17 protein-coding genes are annotated in these 19,965 nt (G+C 72.5%); 6 read left to right on the top strand and 11 right to left on the bottom strand.

Annotated features, from left to right (window positions below; genetic code table 11):
* Nucleotides 1-20 precede the first annotated feature (20 nt).
* From ACFYXV_RS16345 to ACFYXV_RS16385, 9 genes are all read right to left on the bottom strand, one after another.
* Nucleotides 21-1,121 carry a potassium channel family protein gene (locus tag ACFYXV_RS16345; RefSeq protein WP_389383195.1) on the bottom strand — a complete coding sequence of 367 codons (1,101 nt, stop codon included), beginning with the start codon at nucleotides 1,119-1,121 and terminating at the stop codon, nucleotides 21-23.
* Nucleotides 1,109-2,449 carry a molybdopterin molybdotransferase MoeA gene (locus ACFYXV_RS16350; protein WP_389383196.1) on the bottom strand — a complete coding sequence of 447 codons (1,341 nt, stop codon included), beginning with the start codon at nucleotides 2,447-2,449 and terminating at the stop codon, nucleotides 1,109-1,111. The genes ACFYXV_RS16345 and ACFYXV_RS16350 overlap by 13 nt, the downstream gene beginning before the upstream one ends.
* The gene (locus ACFYXV_RS16355; RefSeq protein ID WP_385466480.1) at nucleotides 2,446-3,321 is read right to left on the bottom strand and encodes an NTP transferase domain-containing protein; all 876 of its coding nucleotides are present in this window, start codon (nucleotides 3,319-3,321) and stop codon (nucleotides 2,446-2,448) included. The genes ACFYXV_RS16350 and ACFYXV_RS16355 overlap by 4 nt, the downstream gene beginning before the upstream one ends.
* Nucleotides 3,322-3,442: 121 nt before the next feature.
* Entirely contained in the window at nucleotides 3,443-3,976 is a 534-nt protein-coding gene (locus ACFYXV_RS16360; RefSeq protein ID WP_030153082.1) for a bacterial proteasome activator family protein, read from the bottom strand.
* A 93-nt stretch (nucleotides 3,977-4,069) separates the two neighbouring features.
* Nucleotides 4,070-6,892, bottom strand: a complete 2,823-nt coding sequence (locus ACFYXV_RS16365) for an FtsX-like permease family protein (protein WP_385466484.1) — start codon at nucleotides 6,890-6,892, stop codon at nucleotides 4,070-4,072.
* Nucleotides 6,889-7,605, bottom strand: a complete 717-nt coding sequence (locus tag ACFYXV_RS16370; RefSeq protein WP_385466680.1) for an ABC transporter ATP-binding protein — start codon at nucleotides 7,603-7,605, stop codon at nucleotides 6,889-6,891. Before ACFYXV_RS16370 ends, ACFYXV_RS16365 begins: the two co-directional genes overlap by 4 nt.
* 118 nt (nucleotides 7,606-7,723) lie before the next feature.
* Nucleotides 7,724-8,374: a PadR family transcriptional regulator gene (locus tag ACFYXV_RS16375; protein ID WP_385466487.1), complete on the bottom strand. Its 651-nt coding sequence runs from the start codon at nucleotides 8,372-8,374 to the stop codon at nucleotides 7,724-7,726.
* 107 nt (nucleotides 8,375-8,481) lie between these two features.
* Nucleotides 8,482-9,174, bottom strand: coding sequence for a hypothetical protein (locus ACFYXV_RS16380; protein ID WP_389383198.1), 693 nt, complete (start codon nucleotides 9,172-9,174; stop codon nucleotides 8,482-8,484).
* A 139-nt stretch (nucleotides 9,175-9,313) separates the two neighbouring features.
* A complete protein-coding gene (locus ACFYXV_RS16385) occupies nucleotides 9,314-10,993 on the bottom strand; it encodes a protein kinase (protein WP_389383199.1) in 1,680 nt (559 codons plus the stop codon).
* 262 nt (nucleotides 10,994-11,255) lie between these two features.
* Between ACFYXV_RS16385 and ACFYXV_RS16390 the strand changes: the two genes are divergently transcribed.
* A complete protein-coding gene (locus ACFYXV_RS16390; protein WP_385466496.1) occupies nucleotides 11,256-12,815 on the top strand; it encodes a protein kinase in 1,560 nt (519 codons plus the stop codon).
* A gap of 57 nt (nucleotides 12,816-12,872) precedes the next feature.
* Here the strand turns inward: ACFYXV_RS16390 and ACFYXV_RS16395 are convergent, their stop codons facing one another.
* Nucleotides 12,873-13,289: a pyridoxamine 5'-phosphate oxidase family protein gene (locus tag ACFYXV_RS16395; RefSeq protein WP_383337121.1), complete on the bottom strand. Its 417-nt coding sequence runs from the start codon at nucleotides 13,287-13,289 to the stop codon at nucleotides 12,873-12,875.
* Between the two features lie 144 nt (nucleotides 13,290-13,433).
* Nucleotides 13,434-14,096 (bottom strand): response regulator, encoded by a 663-nt coding sequence (locus ACFYXV_RS16400; RefSeq protein WP_385466502.1) that lies wholly within the window; start codon nucleotides 14,094-14,096, stop codon nucleotides 13,434-13,436.
* 326 nt (nucleotides 14,097-14,422) lie between these two features.
* Between ACFYXV_RS16400 and pdhA the strand changes: the two genes are divergently transcribed.
* The 5 genes from pdhA to ACFYXV_RS16425 all read left to right on the top strand — a co-directional run bounded on the left by pdhA (nucleotide 14,423) and on the right by ACFYXV_RS16425 (nucleotide 19,963).
* The gene (gene pdhA / locus ACFYXV_RS16405; RefSeq protein ID WP_048474448.1) at nucleotides 14,423-15,643 is read left to right on the top strand and encodes a pyruvate dehydrogenase (acetyl-transferring) E1 component subunit alpha; all 1,221 of its coding nucleotides are present in this window, start codon (nucleotides 14,423-14,425) and stop codon (nucleotides 15,641-15,643) included.
* Nucleotides 15,643-16,623, top strand: a complete 981-nt coding sequence (locus tag ACFYXV_RS16410; RefSeq protein ID WP_385466507.1) for an alpha-ketoacid dehydrogenase subunit beta — start codon at nucleotides 15,643-15,645, stop codon at nucleotides 16,621-16,623. The genes pdhA and ACFYXV_RS16410 overlap by 1 nt, the downstream gene beginning before the upstream one ends.
* A gap of 34 nt (nucleotides 16,624-16,657) precedes the next feature.
* Nucleotides 16,658-18,082 (top strand): dihydrolipoamide acetyltransferase family protein, encoded by a 1,425-nt coding sequence (locus ACFYXV_RS16415; protein WP_389383321.1) that lies wholly within the window; start codon nucleotides 16,658-16,660, stop codon nucleotides 18,080-18,082.
* A gap of 116 nt (nucleotides 18,083-18,198) precedes the next feature.
* Nucleotides 18,199-19,131, top strand: a complete 933-nt coding sequence (locus ACFYXV_RS16420) for a GNAT family N-acetyltransferase (protein WP_385466510.1) — start codon at nucleotides 18,199-18,201, stop codon at nucleotides 19,129-19,131.
* A gap of 67 nt (nucleotides 19,132-19,198) precedes the next feature.
* Nucleotides 19,199-19,963 carry a hypothetical protein gene (locus tag ACFYXV_RS16425; RefSeq protein ID WP_385466513.1) on the top strand — a complete coding sequence of 255 codons (765 nt, stop codon included), beginning with the start codon at nucleotides 19,199-19,201 and terminating at the stop codon, nucleotides 19,961-19,963.
* The last annotated feature ends 2 nt before the right edge of the window (nucleotides 19,964-19,965 follow it).

Here is a 19,965-nt window from a genome sequence, read left to right on the forward strand (position 1 = left end):
ACCTCCGCGAACGGCAGCCTCTAATCGGCGGGCCCGAGCGTCACCTTCGGCGCTCCGGCCGGCGCGGCGCGCACGATGGTGATGAGACGGTCCGTCAGCTGGAGCGGGCTGGCGTGCGGGTCGTCGTACGCGAGCAGCCGGTGGCCGCGCAGCACGCTCACCACCAGGTCCTCCGTCTCCCGTACGCCCTTGCCGGCCTCGGCCTTCCGCACCGGCCGTTCGATCAGGTCGAGCCCGCTGCCCTGCTGGATCAGGTCCTCCATCACCGTGCCGGCGCTCGGGCTCAGCACCGAAAGGCCCAGAAGCCGGCCCGCCGCGCTCGCGCTCGTGATGACCGCGTCGGCGCCGGACTGGCGCAGCAGCGGCGCGTTCTCCTCCTCGCGGACCGCCGCGACGATCTTCGCGCCGCGGTTCATCTGCCGGGCCGTCAGCGTGACCAGGACGGCCGTGTCGTCCCGCTGCGTGGCGATGACGATCTGACGGGCTTTCTGCAGCTCGGCGCGGAGCAGGACATCGGAGCGGGTGGCATCGCCGACCACGCCGGTGAACCCCTCCGCGTTGGCCATGTCGATCACCTTGGCGCTCGGGTCCACGATGACGACCTGGTCCTTGCGGAGGCCGGTGGCCAGCAGCGTCTGGAGGGCCGAACGGCCCTTGGTGCCGAAGCCGACGACTACCGTGTGGTCACGCAAGTTCTTCCTCCAGCGGTTCAGCCGCCACTCTTCCCGGGTCTTCTCGGTGAGCACTTCCAGGGTCGTTCCGACCAGGATGATCAGGAACAGCACGCGCAGCGGGGTGATCAGCAGGATGTTGGTCAGCCGCGCGCTGTCGCTGTACGGGACGATGTCGCCGTAGCCGGTCGTCGACAGGGTCACCGTGGCGTAGTAGACGCAGTCGAGGAGGTCGACCGTCTCGTTGGCGTTGTCGTGGTAGCCGGCCCGGTCGAGCCACACGATCAGGACCGTCAGGAACAGGACGAACAGCGCCATCAGCAGGCGTTTGCCCACCTGCCGCAGCGGCTTCTCCACCACGCGCTTGGGCAGTTTGATGCGCCGTGAGACGAGTTTCTCGTCGGCGCCCCGGGCCATCGCGTCGTGGCCGTGAAGTTTCACGTGAAACATCCTCCGGAGACCCATGGCAGATCCAGGATCTCCAGGTCCTGTCCGTCCCGCGCGCCGTGCGGCGGTACGACGGCCAGCCCGTCGGCGGCGGCCACGCCGCGCAGCATCGCGGGACCGTTGTAGCGCAGCGGTACGGCGTGCTCGTCGGTCAGCAGGACGGGCACGAGCCGGGTGTCGTACGGGTGGCCCGGCACCTCGCCCTGCACCGGAACCGTGTACCGGGGCCGCTGGCGGCGGCCGGCCAGGGCGCGCAGCAGTGGCTCGGCGAGGGTCAGCAGCCCGGAGACGGCGGCGAGCGGGTTGCCGGGCAGGCCGACCAGGTGGCGTCCGTCGGCGCGGTCGCCGAGCCGGGCCAGCAGCATGGGGTGCCCGGGGCGTACGGCCACCCCGTCGACCAGCAGTTCGGCGTCGGCCTCGCGCAGGACGGGGTGGACGTGGTCGACGGGGCCGGAGGCGGTACCGCCGGTGGTGATGACCAGATCGGCGTCGGAGTCCGTGACGGCGGCCAGCAGGGCCTTGGCCCCGGCCGGGTCGTCCCCGAGGCGCCGGGTGGCGATGACCTCGGCGCCCAGCCGGGTGAGCCAGGGGCCGAGCATGGGGCTGAGGGCGTCGCGGATCAGCCCGTCGTGCGGGCGGCCTTCGGTGAGCAGCTCGTCCCCGAGCACCAGGATCTCCACGCGGGGCCGGGGCCGGGTGGTGAGCTCGTCGTACCCGGCGGCGGCGGCGAGGCCCAGGACGGCCGGGGTGACGAGGGAGCCGGCGGGCAGCAGCAGGTCGCCGGAGCGGCATTCCTGGCCGCGCGGGCGGATGTCCTGGCCGGTGAGTACGGTCCGGTCGGCGTGCAGCTGGGTACCGGACTCGCGCGAGTGCTCGCTGCGGATGACGGCGGTGGTGTCGGCGGGGACCCGGGCGCCGGTGGCGATCCGTACGGCCTCCCCGTCGGCCAGTGGCTCGGGGCGCTCGGATCCGGCCAGGACCCCGCCCCCGGGGCGGACGGTCCAGGGGCCGGGCCCGGCGACGGCCCAGCCGTCCATGGCGGAGCTGTCGAAGGACGGCAGGTCGGTGAGGGCCTCCAGGGACCGGGCCAGCACCTCGCCGAGCGCGTCCGCGAGGGGGACGCGGTGGGTGCGGGGCCGGATGCCGGATCCGGCCCGGACTGAGGCCTCCCGGGCCTGCGGCCAGCCGGCGGCCCGGTGGGGGTTTCCGGAGGCACCGGTGTTTCCGGAGGAACCGGTGCCGGAGGCGTCGCCGGAGCGCGGATCGCGGCTGACCAGGGCCAGGGCCTCGTCGAGGGCCTGGAGGGCGTGGTCGGCGTCGGTGGGGGTCATCCTGAGCCGTTCTCTCGGGCCGCGGCCTCGGCTTCGGCTTCGGCGGCCCAGCGCAGGGCCAGCTCGGCGGCCTTGCGGGAGGCCTCGGCGACGGCGGTGGCGGGGTCCGCACCGGCGGCTTCGGCCTGCGCGGCCGCGTAACCGACGAGGAAGGTGGTCAGGGGGGCGGCGGGCCGGGCGACGCCGTGTGCGGCGTCACGGGCGAGGTCGAGCAGGATCTTGGTGTCGACGGCGACGTCGATGTCCAGCTCGGTCTTGACGGCGGTGATCCATTGGTCCAGCACGCTTCCATGCTCCCTGATCCGGGCTCTGGCGACCGCGAGATCCTCCCAGGTGTCGCAGTCGAAGGAGGCGAGCGGCGCGGAATCCGTCACCTTGGCCAGGTCGAGCTCGGCGGTGAGGGCGCGCAGGGGGAGGCCGGAGAGGCTGCCGTGCTCGGTCGCCAGGAGGGCGATCTCCCGGCGCAGCGGTTCGGCGCGGTAGGCCGCGACGAGGGGCTGGTCGCGGCCGGCGGGGTCGCGCAGCAGGGCGCCGTCCCCGTCGGCTGCCGGGGCCCGCAGCAGCGCCCGGACCGTGTCCCGGTCGAGGAACGGCAGGTCGGCGGAGAGGACGAGGACCAGCTCGGCGGTGGTCGCGCGCAGCCCGGCGTCCAGGGCGGCGACGGGGCCGGCGCCGGGCGGGTCCTCACGGGTCCAGCGGACCGGGCGGGCGGTGGGCCGGCGGTCGCCGACCACGACGGTGGCGGCGGCATCGGCGCAGGCGTCGAGGACGCGGTCGAGGAGGGCCCGTCCGCCGACCTGGAGGGCGGGCTTGTCCGCGCCTCCGAGGCGTCTCGCGGCGCCGCCGGCCAGGACGATCGCGTCGTAGGTCATACCCATGAGTATGCGCGGCCCATGTGCGCTGCGGGGGGCCGCACTTACCAGGTGCTTGTCAACGGGACCGGGGTCCCGGGGCCGAAGCCCCGGGACCCCGGGTCCCATGTCACATCGCCGCTTACAGGTAGGGGCCCGAGCGGATGGCTCCGTGGCCGTCTTCCTCGTCCGTCGGGGCGCCCGGCGGCAGGGCGCGGCGCATCTGCTCCAGCTGGGCCCGCGCGGCCATCTGCTGCGCGAACAGCGCCGTCTGGATGCCGTGGAAGAGGCCCTCCAGCCAGCCCACCAACTGGGCCTGGGCGATCCGCAGTTCCGCCTCGGAGGGGATCGCCTCCTCGGTGAACGGGAGCGACAGGCGCTCCAGTTCCTCCACCAGTTCCGGAGCCAGGCCGTCTTCCAGCTCTTTCACCGACGCTGCGTGGATGTCCTTCAGACGGACCCGGCTGGCCTCGTCCAGAGGTGCGGCGCGGACCTCTTCCAGAAGTTGCTTGATCATGCTGCCGATCCGCATGACCTTGGCGGGCTGTTCGACCATCTCCGTCACCGGGACCTCGCGCGACTCGTCATCGGCGCCGCCGACCGGCATCCCGTCCTGTCCCACGATCAGGCCGTGCGGGGGGCTGTCCTGCGACCGTTCACTCCTCGGCATCTCCATGCCGTCATTCTCTCGCACACCGTCTTACTCACACGGTGTGCCCCCGTACGGGCGTGATCCACCCTGTACGGGGGCGAGAACACAGAGTGACCGTCAGCCCGCCTCGCGCCGCGCCACGGCGCCGCTGGACTTGGTGACCAGGGCGGCCAGCAGGGCGGCCCCGAGCGGGACCACGACGAGCAGCCCGCCGAGGGTCTCCCACGGCACCGCGATCGGCACGAACAGCGTGTCGTTCGCGTCGCCGGCCATCTCCATCAGATGTTCCGTCTCGCGCCGCTGGACGAGCCGCAGGCCCACCGCCGGCAGGATGCCCGCCGCCGAGCCCAGCACCACGCCCATCAGGGCCACCACCCCGCACTGGAAACCGCTGAGCGTGCGCCGCACCCGCGGCGGCGCGCCGACCGCCGCCAGGGTCTTCAGATCGGCCTCGGCATCGGCCTGCGCGAGTCCGGTGGCGATGCCGGCCGCGCCGATGGTGACCAGGCCCGCGAAGACGGTCAGGGCCAGGCCGGTGATGTCGGCCGCGGCCTGGTAGCCCGCCTCGATGGTGACGGGGGCCTCCACGCCGATCTGGTCGATCCGCTCGGCCACCCGCTGCTTCTGCCGGCTGGTGGCCTTGCCGTCCAGGGTGAAGTACGAGGCGAACGGCAGGGTGGTCAGCCCGGCGCTCTTGGCCGCGGTCGGCGGCAGGACGAGCTCCAGGCCGTAGCCCTCGGCGGTGTCGGGCGTCTGGTGGACGGCGAAGACCTTGTCCACCCCCTTGGGGTCGACCCCCGGCTCGTAGATCTCGTCCTTGCTGTCGATCAGCCGGACGGTGACCTTGCCGTCCTTGACGTTGCGCTTGTCGAACGAGACGCTCTTGCCCTCCTTCAGGGCGGCGACGGCGCCCGGATCGGTGACCGCAAGCGCCGTCATCAGCTTCTCGTCGGCGACGACCACGCTGAACTGCGCGGAGTGGCGGTTGTACGTGCACCGCGGGTCCTTGCGCAGCGTCTTCTTCTCCGCCGGGCTGAACGAGTCGGGCCCGTCCTTGGCCTCGTAGAGCGGGCAGCGCTGCTCCTTGGGCCGCATGATGTCGACCCGCCCGCAGCCCTCGTTGCCGGTGAACCGCTCGCAGCCGGGCTTGCCGTACGAGATGTAGTCGACGTCCGCCCGTACGGCCAGCGGGAGTTCCTGCGAGACCGCCTCGCGGACGGCTCCCATGTCCTTGCTGCGGCCGAGTTCGTTGACGGACACGATGCCCGCGCCGTCCGGGAGGTCGGCGACGTACTCGTGGCGCGCCTGGATCTCCGAGCTGTGCTGGTACGTGGCCACCGCGACGGTGCCGGCGACGGCGGCCAGGACGGCGGCCACGGCCGGGGCCGTACGCCCGCGATTGCGCACGGCGTCGCGCAGCGCGAGCCGCGGCGACAGCGGCAGCCAGCGCCCGAGCCGCCCGAACAGGCCGACCAGCACGGGGGTGAGGGCGACGATGCCGAGCTCGGCGATGGCGCTGCCGCCCGCGACCACGGTGGAGCCCATCCGGGAGGCCGTGCCGTAGAGGGCGATCGCGGCGCCGCCGGCGAGGGCGATCAGGCCGAGGACGGGCAGCACCCGGTTGGCCCGGCGGACCCCGCGGCGGCCGGTCAGCGAGGCCAGGACGGTCTGCCGGGACGCGGTGACGGCCGGGGCGATCGCGGCCAGCAGGCCGGTCACGACGGCGAGCAGGGCGATGCCGAGGATCTCCAGCGGGCGCAGCGTGAATCCGCCGAAGCGCGCGCCGAGATACTCCTCCAGCACCGGCCGCAGCCCCAGGGTGAGGGCGATGCCGATCGCGGTGCCGCTGACCGCGGCCGCGGCGCCGATGACGAGTCCGCCGGAGAGCACGATGGCCCGGATGTGGCGCCGGTCGCCGCCGTTGGCGCCGACCAGCCCGAGCTGGCGGCGCGAGCGGCGGGCGCCGACCGCGAAGGCGGGTCCGGCCAGCAGGCAGATCTCCAGCATCGCGAGGCCGACGACCGTGGCCAGGACGGCCAGTTCGGTGGTCGGGAGCCCCTTGTCGGGGGAGTAGTAGCCCAGCTCCTTCTGCTGGACGATGTACGGCACCTCGGACTCGGCCGGAGGGTCCAGGAACACCGCGCGCGAGACGACCTGCACGCTCTTCGTGTTGAGCGCCTTGACCATGTTCCACGTGAAACCATCGCCGCCGACCTTGACCAGGTAGCTGTCGCTGGCCACCACCCCGGGGACCCCGGCGGCCTGGAAGGCCTTGTCGAGCGGGGCCAGCAGGGTGCCGGGCGGGGCGAGGACCTCGGTCTTGCCGAGCTCGGAGGGCAGCTCGTAGGCGCCCACGATCCGGTACCAGGTATCCGAGCCGCGTGCGCGGAACTCGGAGCCCACGAAGAAGCCGGACTCCTTCAGGAAGGCGGTCGTGGCGACGACCTCGCCCGCCTCCTGGGCGGGCCGCCCGCGCTTCATCTCGATCATGCCCTTGACCAGGGGGCTGGCCGCGTCGATCTCGCGCAGATCGGTCTCCAGCAGGCCGTACCGGGTCCGGATCTTGGTGTGCGCCGTGCTGTCCTTGAGGGACTGGGAGCCGGCCGGGATCGCCGAGAGCAGGAGCTTCGGATCGGGCTCGGCGCCGGGGGTGTACTTGTCGAAGCCGCCGACGGGCGAGGAGTTCCTGCCCTCGACGTCCTGGTAGATGGCTCCGGTGATCTGGGATCCGGTGAACCGGGCGTCCGCGGCGCCGATCTGACGGGTCACCTTCTGCTCGGGTGAGAGCTCGGCGCTGCGCACGGTGAGGTCGGCGGCGCTCACGCCGACGATCGGCAGGGCGATCATCGCGAGGACGAGGGCGCTGCGGCCCTTCGCGCGCCAGGCATCGCGGCGGGCGATCCGGATGGCCGCGATCCAGGAGTGGTACGAGGACTTCACCGGCCGGCCGCCTGCCCCGAGAGCAGCGAGTCGGCCTGGCTCCGCAGGGTCTCGTCGACCACGCTGCCGTCGCGCAGGAAGACCACGCGGTCCGCCCAGGCGGCGAACCGCGGTTCGTGGGTGACGAGGATGCCGGCGGCGCCCGCGTCACAGCGCGAGCGCAGCAGGGCGAGCACGGATTCGCCGGTCTCGGAGTCGAGCGCGCCGGTGGGCTCGTCCGCGAGGACCAGGCGGCGGTCGCCGACGAGGGCGCGGGCGATGGCCACGCGCTGCTGCTGGCCGCCGGACATCTCGTCGGGGAAGCGGTCGGCGAGCTGCGCGAGGCCCATCTCCTCCAGTGCGGCCAGGGCCGAGACCCGGGCCTTGCGGGCGGAGGTCCCGTCGAGCTCCCGGGGCAGCGCCACGTTCTCGGCGGCGGTGAGGGCCGGGATCAGGTTGTAGTCCTGGAAGACGTACCCGATGCTGCGGCGGCGCAGCGCGGCCAGCTGCTTGCGGCTCGCGGTGGTGATGTCGGTGCCCTCGACGACGACGTGGCCGCTGGTGGGCGTGTCGAGGCCGCCGGCCAGGGTGAGCAGCGTGGACTTTCCGGAGCCGGAGGGGCCCATGACGGCGACGAGTTCGCCGGGGTACACGGACAGGTCGATACCGCGCAGTGCGTGCACTTCGGTGGCGCCGCTGCCGTGCGTGCGGACGAGTCTTTCGAGCCGGAGCACGGGCTGTGCGGAGGGCGCGGAGGGCGCGGCGGGCGAGGCCGGTCCGGGCTGTCCGGGCTGTATGCGGGGTGCGGGGTGCTGGTCGGGCATGGAGGTCCCCCCTGGGACGGTGGTGGCTTCAGCGCCGCGGGGTGCGGAAGGCGCGGGGCTTCGGTGCGGCGGCGGCCGCGGGGGCTTCGGTGTCTGCGGCCTGGGTCGGGTCGGGCTCGGCTCTCCGGTCGGCCGGCAGGGAGAGCCGTACGAGCCGTGATTCCGAGTGGTCGAGCCAGCGGGCCTCGGCCTCGGTCTGGAAGATCAGCTGCTCCAGGACCAGCAGCCAGGCCACGTCGTCGCGTTCGCGGGACTTCCCGCTCTCGATCGCGGCGAGCGCCTGCGCCTTGAGCCGGGTGTAGTCCTGCATCGCCTTGATCGTGGCGTGCCGCTGGGACTGGATGACGGCGCGGATGTCCACGCCGGGGGCGCCCACGGCCATGGCGAGCTTGATGGACAGCTCGTCGCGGGGCGGGTTGGTGCGGTCGACGGGACGCTCGTACCACTGGTGCAGTTCGGCGCGTCCGGAGTCGGTGATGGCGTAGAGGGTGTGCCCAGCGGCGTCCTCGCCACCGGGTGCGACGAGGCCGTCGCGTTCCAGGCGGGCGAGGGTGGTGTACACCTGCCCGACGTTGAGCGGCCAGGTGGAGCCGGTGCGGGATTCGAACTCGGTACGCAGCTGAGAGCCGTACCGAGGACCCCTTTCCAGCAGGGCGAGAAGGCCGTGGCGGATCGACATACTCAGTATGTATACCGAGTATGCAGGCCGGCGCAACCATCCCGAGGTGTACGCCGGAGGGGGGACGGGCGCCCCCGGGTCCTGCTGCGGACGGGGGCGCGGAGCGGTCACAGACCCTTGCGCAGCCGCATCCCGAGGTAGCCCAGACCCAGTCCCATCAGGGCGAACCCCGTGCCGAGCGGCAGTATGTGCGCGGCCAGGTCGGCGGCGCGCTCGTTCGGCCCGGTGCCGATCGCGGTGACCACGGGCGGGGGGCTCGGCGGAGGCGGCGCCACCGGCTGCGCGCTGGCCGGACCGTCCGGACGGCCGGGACCGACGGGATGGCCGGGACCGTCCGGACGGCCGGGACCGACCGGATGCGCCGGATCGGCGGGATGGGCCGGATGGGCCGGATCGGCCGGAAGGGCCGGCCGGTCGTGCGGGCCGGCCGGGAGGAGGGGGCGGGCGGCGAGCACGGTCTCCGGGTTCGCGGGCTCGGCGGCCGGTCTCCCGGGCCGTTCCCGGCCGACTCCGGCGACGCTGCCGGCGAGCTCCTCGTACGCCTCGTGCGGTACGTCGGCCACCGGGTCGGGGTCGGCGCCGGGATCGGTCTCGTCGGCCTTCGGCGCGGCGGCGGGGGCCCTGCCGGCCGGGGCCCTGCCGGGCAGGACCGGTGCGGGGAGGCGGACGGCCGCGACCCGGCCGGCCGGGGGCGGGGCGGCGGCGCGGGCGGCGGACGCGGCGGAAGCGGCGGGAGAGAGCGCGGCGGCTGCCACTGCGGCCCCGGCCAGCCAGCGCCGCGCGCGGAGGCGTTGAGTCACGGGGAGCCCCTCCCGTCCCGAGCAGCCGACGTTGCGCTCAGGTTTACATAGTGGGGCAAAAGCGGCATCCCGGGCGCCTCATCAGGGTCGCCCGGGATGCCGGGTGTGTCGCGGGAGGACCTTCCGGTCCCCGGTGGGCCTACTCCGGGTTGCCGGTCGACACGGTCAGCGTGTACTCCGTGCCTTCCTTCTCGATCTTGTCCCCGGGCCGCGGGTTCTGGTCGAGCACGGTGTCCTTGCCGTACACGGCCTCGTCCTTTTCGACGATCTTGTACTTGCCGGCGGAGGCCTGGATGCACGCCTTGACCGACAGCAGGTTCTTGTAGCGCAGGTCCGGCGCCGTGTACTTGGTGGCGTCGCTGTAGTGCTTGCTCGGCTCCTTGCACTTCGCGGCGTCGATCGTGCGCGAGGTGTCCGGACCCTTGAAGTTGGCCTTGGGCGAGCCGGACGCGGCCGTGGAGGCCCCGGGCGACGAGGCCGTGTCACCGGACTTGCCCGAGTCGTCGTCGCCGTTCATCGAGATCACGGCGATCAGACCGCCGATGGCCAGCAGCGCCACCGCGATCGCGCCGATGACCACCGGCATGTTCCGCTTGTCGCCGCCGCCCCCGCCCGACGCGGTCGTCGAGGCCGGAGAGATGGTGAACGGCGGCGGGGTCTGCGGTGCGTACTGCTGCTGGTGAGAGACCTGCTGCTGCGGCGGATACGCGTACCCGCCCTGCCCGTGCTGCTGCGCCATCGGCGCCGGGGTCGGCGCGTACGGGGACGGCGCCGGCGTCGGCGCGTACGGCTGCTGCACGGACTGGGCCGGCGGCGCCTGGAAACCGGAGTCCACCGGCGGGAACACGGCGGAGCCCACGCCCGCCCCGCTGCCGCCCGCGTGCGAGCCGGGCACGATGGCCGGAGCCCCCGTCTGACCGGCCGACATCACCCGCGCGACCTCGTCGCGCATGGCGGCGGCCGTCGGGAAGCGCTCGTTCGGGTTCTTCTTCAGGGCCCGCGCCACCAGCGCGTCCATCGCCGGGGTGACCGAGCGGTTGATGGAGGACGGGGCGACCGGCTCCTCCTGGACGTGCGCGTACGCGATGGCCAGCGGCGAGTCCGCGTCGAACGGGATCCGGCCCGTGAGCAGCTGGAAGAGCATGATGCCGACCGAGTACAGGTCGGACCGGGCGTCGACCCCGCGCCCCAGCGCCTGCTCGGGCGAGAGGTACTGGGGGGTGCCGACGACCATGCCGGTCTGCGTCATCGAGGTGACCCCCGACTGCATGGCCCGGGCGATGCCGAAGTCCATCACCTTGACCAGGCCGCGCTTGGTCATCATCACGTTGCCGGGCTTGATGTCGCGGTGGACCAGCCCCATCTCGTGGCTGACCTCCAGCGCGGCCAGCACGTCGGCCGTCACCTTCAGCGCCTTGTCGGCCGGCATCGCCCCGTACTGGCGGACGTCCGCCTCCAGCACCGAGCCCAGCGGCCGGCCCTCCACGTACTCCATGACGATGTACGGCATCACCGCCGCGTCGCCCGCCCCGGGACCGCTGAACGTGACTTCGCCCTCGCCCGTGTCGAATACCGAGACGATGTTCGTGTGCGACAGTTTCGCAACAGCCTGCGCCTCACGGCGGAAGCGCTCGCGGAACGACTGCTCCCGCCCGAGATCGCTGTGCAGGGTCTTGATGGCGACCTGCCGGTCGAGCGCGGAGTCGTACGCCAGGTAGACGGACGCCATGCCGCCCGCACCCAGCAAGTCCCTTAGCTGGTAACGGCCACCGGCCAAAGAGCCGCCCGCGTACTGGCCCTGAGTGCCGTCCTGGCTCATGACTGTTGCTTCCCCTCGGGATGTGTCCCAACGCCTCTGGCTGAGCGCATGTGGCGCCCAGTCTGCCGGAGGGCAAGCACACGTCAAGCCGGGTGCCCGTTCCGTGACCGCGGGGCCACGGCGCGCCATAGTCCGAACGGCGACCTGTTCCGAGGCTGTAGCGTTCATCGGAGCACCCGAAAAGGACCTACCGCTGAGCGGCGGCCGAGAGAAACGACGGCGAGGACTGATGGCACCCGAACCCGAGGGAAACGGCGCCGGGATGGCCGATGGTCCTGAGCATTGGGGCGCCGGCGGCCTGGTCGGCGACGGCCGCTACCGGCTCACCCACCGCCTGGGCCGCGGCGGCATGGCGGAGGTGTTCGCCGCCGAGGACGTACGGCTGGGCCGGACCGTCGCCGTGAAGCTGCTGCGCGCCGACCTCGCGGAGGACCCGGTCTCCAAGGCCCGCTTCACGCGTGAGGCGCAGTCGGTCGCCGGGCTCAACCACCACGCCGTCGTCGCCGTGTACGACTCCGGCGAGGACAGGGTCGGCCCCAACACCGTCCCCTACATCGTGATGGAGCTGGTCGAGGGCCGCACCATCCGCGATCTGCTGATCAGCGCCGAGGCCCCGGGCCCGGAGCAGGCGCTCATCATCACCTCGGGCGTGCTCGAAGCCCTCGCGTACTCGCACCAGCACGGCATCGTGCACCGCGACATCAAGCCCGCCAACGTCATCATCACGGAGACCGGCGCGGTCAAGGTGATGGACTTCGGCATCGCGCGCGCCCTGCACGGCGCCCAGTCGACGATGACCCAGACCGGCATGGTCATGGGCACCCCGCAGTACCTGTCGCCCGAGCAGGCGCTCGGCAAGGCGGTGGACCACCGCTCCGACCTGTACGCCACCGGCTGCCTGCTGTACGAACTGCTCGCGCTGCGGCCCCCGTTCACCGGTGAGACCCCGCTGTCCGTGGTCTACCAGCACGTACAGGACGCGCCGGTTCCGCCCTCGCAGCTGCCCGAGGGCCACCACATCCCGCAGGAGCTCGACGGGCTCGTCATGCGCTCCCTCGCCAAGGACCCGGACGACCGGTTCCAGAGCGCCGAGGAGATGCGCGGGCTGGTCCAGTACGCGCTCCAGATGCTGCACGACCAGGGCGCGAACACCGGCACCTGGAACACCGGCCCGGTCACCATGGCCCTGCCGCACGGGCGGGGCGGGGCGGCGCAGACCACGGCGATGCCGATGGGCCAGACCGGCGGGCAGCAGCCGTACGCGGCGCACGCCACGACCTCGCAGTTCCAGCAGCCGATGGTGCCGCCGCTGAACCCGGACGACGGCTCGGCCTTCCCCGGCGGGGGCGGGTACGACAACCACGGCCACGGCGGCGGGCAGGGCGGCCGCGACGGATACGAGGGCTACGACGACCGCGGCGGCAGCCGCTGGAAGCTGTGGCTGTTCGCGGTGCTGGCCATCGTCGCGATCGCCGGAGGCGTGGCGTACGCCGTCAACTCCGGGTCGGGCAAGAACAACGACGACAGCACTCCGCCGGCCGTCCAGAGTTCTTCGAGCGGACAGCAGAGCACTCCGTCCGACCAGCAGGTGACCCCCTCGAAGGAGACGCCGTCGACGCGCCAGTCGGACGACTTCACGCCGTCGCCGGGCCGCAGCAAGTACACGCCGAGCACCAGCCCGTCGACTTCGCCGTCGACGTCGCCGTCGACCAGCACGTCGCCCTCGACCTCGTCCAGTCCGTCCAAGTCGTCGGGCCCGACGAAGTCGCCCGTGACGAAGTCGCCGCCGGTCGACCCGCCGAATCCGCTGGACGATCTGTAAAGACGGGCGCGCCGCAAAGGGGAAACCGCAGTTCAGCGGCGTGCTCGGAAGAGGTGCTCAGAGGGCGTGCTGATACTCCCTGTCCGGATTTCCGGCCAGGGAGTGCACGGTGACGAACTGGGGCTCGATGCGCATGTAGACGGGGTCGAAGACCGCGCCGTCCACGTAATGCGGAACCGGTCCGAACAGTTCCAGTTCCCGGGTGGCCGGCTCGATGATCTCGGCCGTTCCGGTGAACTGCACGGACCACAGACGCCGGTCCGCCGAATTGAAGTTGTCGGCGCCGTAGGCCACCACGCTGCCGCTGCACGCCTGGTGGTAGCCGAAACCCGCGTGCATTCTCAGCACGACGTTGCCGTCCACCACGATGTGGCGGGCGAGGGCGAGGAAGGGCAGCGCGCGCATGCTGGTGGCCACCCTGCCGTAGGGCACCCGGCGCAGCAGTTCGATGGCGTGGAGTTCCTCCGGAGACATGCGTCCACTGTCCGGTACGGACACTCGTCCGAAAAGAGGAGGCCGCCCCGATGATCGGGGACGTTGGTCCCGAATGAACGGACCCGCCGGAGGAACGGCCAGGTCAGGCCGTGGGCAGGGCTGCGGGCCGGGCTGTAGGGCGGCTCAGGCGCGCTTCTCGGCCTGGAGGCGGGCCACGTACGCGGCGGCCTGCGAGCGCCGCTCCATGCCCAGCTTGGACAGCAGGCTGGAGACGTAGTTCTTGATGGTCTTCTCGGCCAGGTGCAGCCGCTCGCCGATGACGCGGTTGGTCAGGCCCTCGCCGATCAGGTCGAGGATCTTCCGCTCCTGCTCGGTGAGGTTGGAAAGGCGGTCGTCGCCCTTGCCGTTCTTGCCGTCGCGCAGCCGCTCCAGCACCCGCGCCGTGGCGACGGGATCCAGCAGCGACTTGCCGGCCGCCACGTCCCGCACGGCGCTGAGCAGCTCATTGCCGCGGATCGCCTTGAGCACGTAACCGGAGGCGCCGGCCATGATCGCGTCGAACAGTGCCTCGTCGTCGGCGAACGAGGTCAGCATCAGGCACTTGATGCCCTCGTCCTGCGAGCGGACCTCGCGGCAGACCTCCACCCCGCTGCCGTCGGGCAGGCGCACGTCGAGCACGGCGACGTCGGGGCGGGTGGCGGGAATGCGCACCAGGGCGTCCGCGGCGGTACCGGCCTCGCCGACGATCTCGATGTCCTCTTCGACCGAAAGGAGCTCATGGACACCCCGACGTACCACTTCGTGGTCGTCCAGGAGGAATACCTTGATTTTTCCGTCTTCGCGCACGAACTCAGTTTCACACACTCACCCCTTCCCTGCCGTCGTTACCCGGGATAACGTGCCGTTGTTCCGGCCCCCTGCAAGGCTGTGACCAGTGGTTGTTCCCCACCCGGCGGATTTACTTGGAAATCCAAGCAAAAACGCAGGTCAAGTGGGGTTTCGCAGTTATGCGGCGCACTGGGTAACGTGCATTGCGCAGGGCACTTGCCGGGGCACCTGTCACGCCCGAATCCGTACACGACGCGCACCCACCCTTGTGCGCTGGTACGGATCCGGGTGAGCCGCACTGGACCCCGGAGAACCCGGGAGCCGGACCGACGGAGGAGCAACACGTGACCGTGGAGAGCACTGCCGCGCGCAAGCCGCGACGCAGCAGCGGCACCAAGCGGGCGGCGGGCGCGGCGAGCGCCGCCAAGGCCCCCGCTGCCAAGGCTGCCGCCACCGCGCAGAACGCCGAGCCCCAGCTCGTACAGCTGCTGACGCCCGAGGGTGAACGGGTCAGCGCAGCGGACAATCCCGACGCCGCGGAGTTCCTCTCCTTCGTCGAGGACATCACCACCGAGGACCTGCGCGGGCTCTACCGCGACATGGTCCTCACCCGCCGCTTCGACGGCGAGGCGACCGCCCTCCAGCGCCAGGGCGAGCTGGGCCTGTGGGCCTCGCTGCTCGGCCAGGAGGCCGCCCAGATCGGCTCCGGCCGCGCGCTGCGCGACGACGACTACGTGTTCCCGACGTACCGCGAGCACGGCGTGGCCTGGTGCCGCGGCGTCGACCCGACGAACCTGCTCGGCATGTTCCGCGGCGTGAACCACGGCGGGTGGGACCCGAACACGAACAACTTCCACCTGTACACGATCGTCATCGGCTCGCAGACGCTGCACGCGACCGGTTACGCGATGGGCGTGGCCAAGGACGGCGCGGACTCCGCGGTCATCGCCTACTTCGGCGACGGCGCGTCCAGCCAGGGCGACGTGGCCGAGGCGTTCACCTTCTCGGCCGTCTACAACTCCCCCGTGGTGTTCTTCTGCCAGAACAACCAGTGGGCGATCTCCGAGCCGACCGAGCGCCAGATGCGGGTGCCGCTCTACCAGCGCGCCCAGGGCTTCGGCTTCCCGGGCGTCCGCGTGGACGGCAACGACGTCCTGGCCTGCCTCGCGGTGACCCGCTGGGCGCTGGCGCGGGCCCGAGCGGGCGAGGGCCCGACCCTGGTCGAGGCGTTCACGTACCGCATGGGCGCGCACACCACCTCCGACGACCCGACGAAGTACCGCCGGGACGAGGAGACGCAGGCGTGGGAGGCGAAGGACCCGATCCTGCGCCTGAAGACGTACCTGCTGGCCAGCGGCGGGGCCGACGAGGCCTTCTTCGAGTCGCTGGAGGCCGAGAGCGAGGCGCTGGGCAAGCGGGTGCGCGAGGTCGTGCGCGCCATGCCCGACCCGGACACCATGGCGATCTTCGAGAACGTCTACGCGGACGGGCACGCGCTCGTCGACGAGGAGCGCGCCCAGTTCGCCGCCTACCTCGCTTCCTTCGAGGCCGAGGAGGGTCACTGATGACCGTCGAGAAGATGTCGATCGCGAAGGCGCTCAACGAGTCCCTGCGCAAGGCCCTGGAGCAGGACCCGAAGGTCCTGATCATGGGCGAGGACGTCGGCAAGCTGGGCGGTGTCTTCCGGATCACCGACGGCCTGCAGAAGGACTTCGGCGAGGAGCGGGTCATCGACACCCCGCTCGCCGAGTCCGGCATCGTCGGCACGGCGATCGGCCTGGCGCTGCGCGGCTACCGGCCCGTGGTGGAGATCCAGTTCGACGGGTTCGTCTTCCCCGCGTACGACCAGATCGTCACGCAGCTCGCGAAGATGCACGCGCGGGCGCTGGGCAAGGTCAAGATGCCGGTCGTCGTGCGCATCCCGTACGCCGGCGGCATCGGCGCGGTGGAGCACCACTCCGAGTCCCCCGAGACGCTGTTCGCGCACGTCCCGGGCCTGAAGGTGGTCTCGCCCTCCAACGCGAGCGACGCGTACTGGATGCTCCAGCAGGCGATCCTCAGCGACGACCCGGTGATCTTCTTCGAGCCGAAGCGGCGCTACTGGGACAAGGGCGAGGTCGACACCGACGCCATCCCCGGCGAGCTGCACAAGGCGCGCGTGACGCGCGAGGGCTCCGACATCACCCTGGCGGCCTACGGCCCGATGGTGAAGGTCTGCATGGAGGCCGCGGCCGCGGCGGCCGAGGAGGGCAAGTCGGTGGAGGTCGTGGACCTGCGCTCGATGTCCCCGATCGACTTCGACGGGCTGCAGGTCTCGGTGGAGAAGACCCGCCGGCTCGTGGTCGTCCACGAGGCCCCGGTGTTCCTGGGCACGGGCGCGGAGATCGCCGCCCGCATCACGGAGCGGTGCTTCTACCACCTGGAGGCGCCGGTGCTGCGCGTGGGCGGCTTCCACGCCCCGTACCCGCCGGCCCGCCTGGAGGACGAGTACCTGCCGGGCCTGGACAGGGTGCTCGACGCCGTCGACCGCTCGCTTGCGTACTGAGGAGAGCGTTCCCGTGACGATCCGCGAATTCAAGATGCCCGACGTGGGCGAGGGCCTGACCGAGGCCGAGATCCTCAAGTGGTACGTCCAGCCGGGTGACACCGTCACCGACGGGCAGGTCGTCTGCGAGGTCGAGACGGCGAAGGCGGCCGTGGAGCTGCCGATCCCGTTCGACGGGACCGTGCACGCGCTGCTCTTCGAGGAGGGCACCACGGTCGACGTCGGCCAGGTGATCATCTCGGTGCAGACGGGCGAGGCGGAGGCTCCCGCGGCCGCTACGGCCGCCGCAGTCGAGGTTCCTGCCGCGGCCGTAGCCGTGGCCGAGGCCGCCGAGGAGCCGGCCGCCGCCGCCCGCCAGCCCGTCCTGGTCGGCTACGGGGTCTCCCAGGCCTCGACGAAGCGCCGCCCGCGCAAGGCCGTGCCGGCCGCGCAGAACGGCAGCGCCCCCGTGGCCGTGCCGGCCGTACCGGCCCAGCCGGAGGCGGCTCCGGCCGCTCCTGCCGCGCTGAACGGCAACGGCACCGGCCACGCCGCCGGGGAGCGCCCGCTGGCGAAGCCGCCGGTGCGCAAGCTGGCCAAGGACCTCGGCATCGACCTCGCCTCCGTGGTGCCCACCGGCGAGGGCGGGGTCGTGACCCGCGAGGACGTGCACGCCGCAGCGGCGGCCGCGATCACCCCGCAGGCGGCGGTGCCCGCACCGGCCCAGGCCGTATCGGTCCCCGTACCGGTCCAGGTCGAGGCACCGGCGGCCGGGGGAGCCCGCGAGACCCGCGTCCCGGTCAAGGGCGTCCGCAAGGTCACCGCCCAGGCGATGGTCAACTCGGCGTTCACCGCGCCGCACGTCACCGAGTTCATCACCTTCGACGTGACCCGCACGATGAAGCTGGTCCAGGAGCTCAAGGAGGACCCGGACCTCGCGGGGCTCCGGATCAACCCGCTGCTGCTCATCGCCAAGGCGGTGCTGGTGGCCATCCGCCGCAACCCGGACGTCAACGCGTCCTGGGACGAGGCGGCCCAGGAGATCGTGCTCAAGCACTACGTCAACCTGGGCATCGCGGCGGCCACCCCCCGCGGCCTGATCGTCCCGAACATCAAGGACGCGCACGCCAAGACCCTCGGCGAGCTGTCGACGGCCCTGTCCGAGCTGGTCGGCACGGCCCGCGACGGCAAGACCTCCCCGGCCGACATGCAGAACGGCACCATCACCATCACCAACGTCGGCGTCTTCGGCGTCGACACCGGTACGCCCATCCTGAACCCCGGCGAGTCCGCGATCCTCGCGGTCGGCGCGATCAAGCTCCAGCCGTGGGTCCACAAGGGCAAGGTGAAGCCGCGTCACGTCACCACCCTGGCGCTGTCGTTCGACCACCGCCTCATCGACGGTGAGCTCGGCTCGAAGTTCCTGGCGGACATCGCGGCCGTCCTGGAACACCCGCGCCGCCTGGTCACCTGGGCGTAGCCCGGTCCTGACCGATCCGGTACCCGAAGCCCCCCTCGCCACCGCACCGCGAGGGGGGCTTCGGCGTGACGCGACGACCCTGGCCGGCCGGCCCGCCCCCGGGTGATGATCAACGCATGCGATTCCACGCCGCCACCGCAGACCCCGCCGGCATCGACCGCGCCCTCGCCTACCCGGCCGACGGGCCCGTCGGGGCCCTGTCCGCGGAGAAGATCCGCGAGGAGCTCGCCGGGAACCGGTTCCGTCCCGAGTGGACCTGGTTCGCCGAGGACGAGGACGGCGAGGTCCTGGGCCGCGCGCTGTGGTGGGGCCGGGCGGACAGCGAGCGGCCCCTCGCCCTCGACTGCCTCCAGGTACGGGAATCCGTGGCCGACCCGGCCGCGCTCGCCGCCGCCCTGCTCGCCGCCGGGCACGCCGCCTTCGGGAACCTGCCGCTCTACAACATCTCGCTGCCCGGCGGCTGGCGGACCCGCCCCGATCTCGTCGAGGCCGTCGCCTGGCGGCAGAAGGCCGCGTACGCGGCCGGGCTGACCCGCGAGATCGAGCGGCTGCGCTACGAGTGGACCCCAGCGGCGGGCACCGCCGAGCCCACCGGGCGGCTGGTCTTCCGCGAGGGCACGGACGAGGAGTTCCTCGATGCCTTCGCCCGCCTCTCGGCCGGCAGCCTGGACCTGCACACGCAGAACGAGCTGCGCTCGATGGACGCCGAGCGGCTGGCCCGGGCGGACGTCGACTTCTACCTCGACTGCCCCGGAGAGCGCTCCTGGTGGCGCCTGGCCGAACTCCCGGACGGCACGCTCGCGGGCATGGCCATCCCGTCCGCGACCCCGTACCACCGCAACGTCGGGTACCTGGGCGTCGTACCGGAGCAGCGCGGCCGCGGCCTGATCGACGAGGTCCTGGCGGAGATCACCCGCTTCCACGCGGCCGCCGGCGCCGAGCGGGTCACGGCGACGACGGACACCGTCAACTCCCCCATGGCCGCGGCCTTCGACCGCGCCGGCTACGAGGTCACGGAGATCCGCCTGGTCCTGGAGCCGGAGGCGTAGCCGCCGGGCCGGCGCCGCTGCGACACCCGCAGGCGGTACCCTCCCCGCCGGGGAAGGGGGGCCGGGAGTGGCCATCGCCGAGTTGCAGGTGTATTCCGTCGAGGAGGCCGACGTCACGGGCGGGGTGTGCGTCGTGCGGTGCCTGGGCGGGGTCGCCCGCGCCGGGCAGGTCTACGCCGTCGGGGAACTGCGGCTCGGGCTGCGCCGGATCGAGCGGTACGGGCGCACCGTGGCCTTCTTCGACGCGGGCCACGTGGCCAAGGTGCACCTCACGGGAGCCCTGGTCGCGCTGCTCACCCGGGGCCAGGTGCTGACCGCGGTCCCGCCCGGCGAGCACGCGCTGGAGGACATCGAGGCCTGGCTGGCCACCGACCCGCCGCTGCTGGACGAGCCGCATCCGCCGACCCTGCGGACGCTGGCCGTGGGCCGGATGCAGGGGGACTGGCTCCCCGAGGAGACCCGGCTGCGCTGGGGCGCGGTGGCGCTGGCCGCGACGCACCGCAAGGCCGACTGGGCGGACGCGCACCCGCTGGACCGCGCGGTCGAGGTGGCCGCCGTACGCGGCTACCTGATCGGGCAGTTCGGCCCGGGCCGCGGCGGCGACCCGGACGAGCTGTGCCGCGACGTGCTGGCGCTCATCGATCTGACCCCGGCGGAGGCGGCCGCGGAGGCCCGCACCTGGCGCGACCTGCCGCGACCGCGCATCCGGCACCTGCGGCGCATCAAGCTCCTGCTGCCGTGGACGGCCCTCGTACGGCCCCACCTCGCGGACGACGGCCCGCTCGCCGCGGCGGTCGACGCCTGGGCGGAGGTCCGCCCGCGGCTGCCGTAGGA

This window comes from Streptomyces sp. NPDC002181, from assembly GCF_042890485.1.
Taxonomy (GTDB): Bacteria; Actinomycetota; Actinomycetes; order Streptomycetales; family Streptomycetaceae; genus Streptomyces.

What these genes read in the sequence shown, in the direction of transcription:
- ACFYXV_RS16390 (WP_385466496.1), top strand. Translation starts at nt 11,256, where the DNA reads ATGGCCGATGGTCCTGAGCATTGGGGCGCCGGCGGCCTGGTCGGCGAC.
- ACFYXV_RS16360 (WP_030153082.1), bottom strand. Translation starts at nt 3,976, where the DNA reads ATGGAGATGCCGAGGAGTGAACGGTCGCAGGACAGCCCCCCGCACGGC.
- ACFYXV_RS16415 (WP_389383321.1), top strand. Translation starts at nt 16,658, where the DNA reads ATGCCCGACGTGGGCGAGGGCCTGACCGAGGCCGAGATCCTCAAGTGG.
- ACFYXV_RS16350 (WP_389383196.1), bottom strand. Translation starts at nt 2,449, where the DNA reads ATGACCCCCACCGACGCCGACCACGCCCTCCAGGCCCTCGACGAGGCC.
- ACFYXV_RS16420 (WP_385466510.1), top strand. Translation starts at nt 18,199, where the DNA reads ATGCGATTCCACGCCGCCACCGCAGACCCCGCCGGCATCGACCGCGCC.
- ACFYXV_RS16375 (WP_385466487.1), bottom strand. Translation starts at nt 8,374, where the DNA reads ATGTCGATCCGCCACGGCCTTCTCGCCCTGCTGGAAAGGGGTCCTCGG.
- ACFYXV_RS16345 (WP_389383195.1), bottom strand. Translation starts at nt 1,121, where the DNA reads ATGTTTCACGTGAAACTTCACGGCCACGACGCGATGGCCCGGGGCGCC.
- ACFYXV_RS16385 (WP_389383199.1), bottom strand. Translation starts at nt 10,993, where the DNA reads ATGAGCCAGGACGGCACTCAGGGCCAGTACGCGGGCGGCTCTTTGGCC.
- ACFYXV_RS16410 (WP_385466507.1), top strand. Translation starts at nt 15,643, where the DNA reads ATGACCGTCGAGAAGATGTCGATCGCGAAGGCGCTCAACGAGTCCCTG.
- ACFYXV_RS16355 (WP_385466480.1), bottom strand. Translation starts at nt 3,321, where the DNA reads ATGACCTACGACGCGATCGTCCTGGCCGGCGGCGCCGCGAGACGCCTC.
- ACFYXV_RS16395 (WP_383337121.1), bottom strand. Translation starts at nt 13,289, where the DNA reads ATGTCTCCGGAGGAACTCCACGCCATCGAACTGCTGCGCCGGGTGCCC.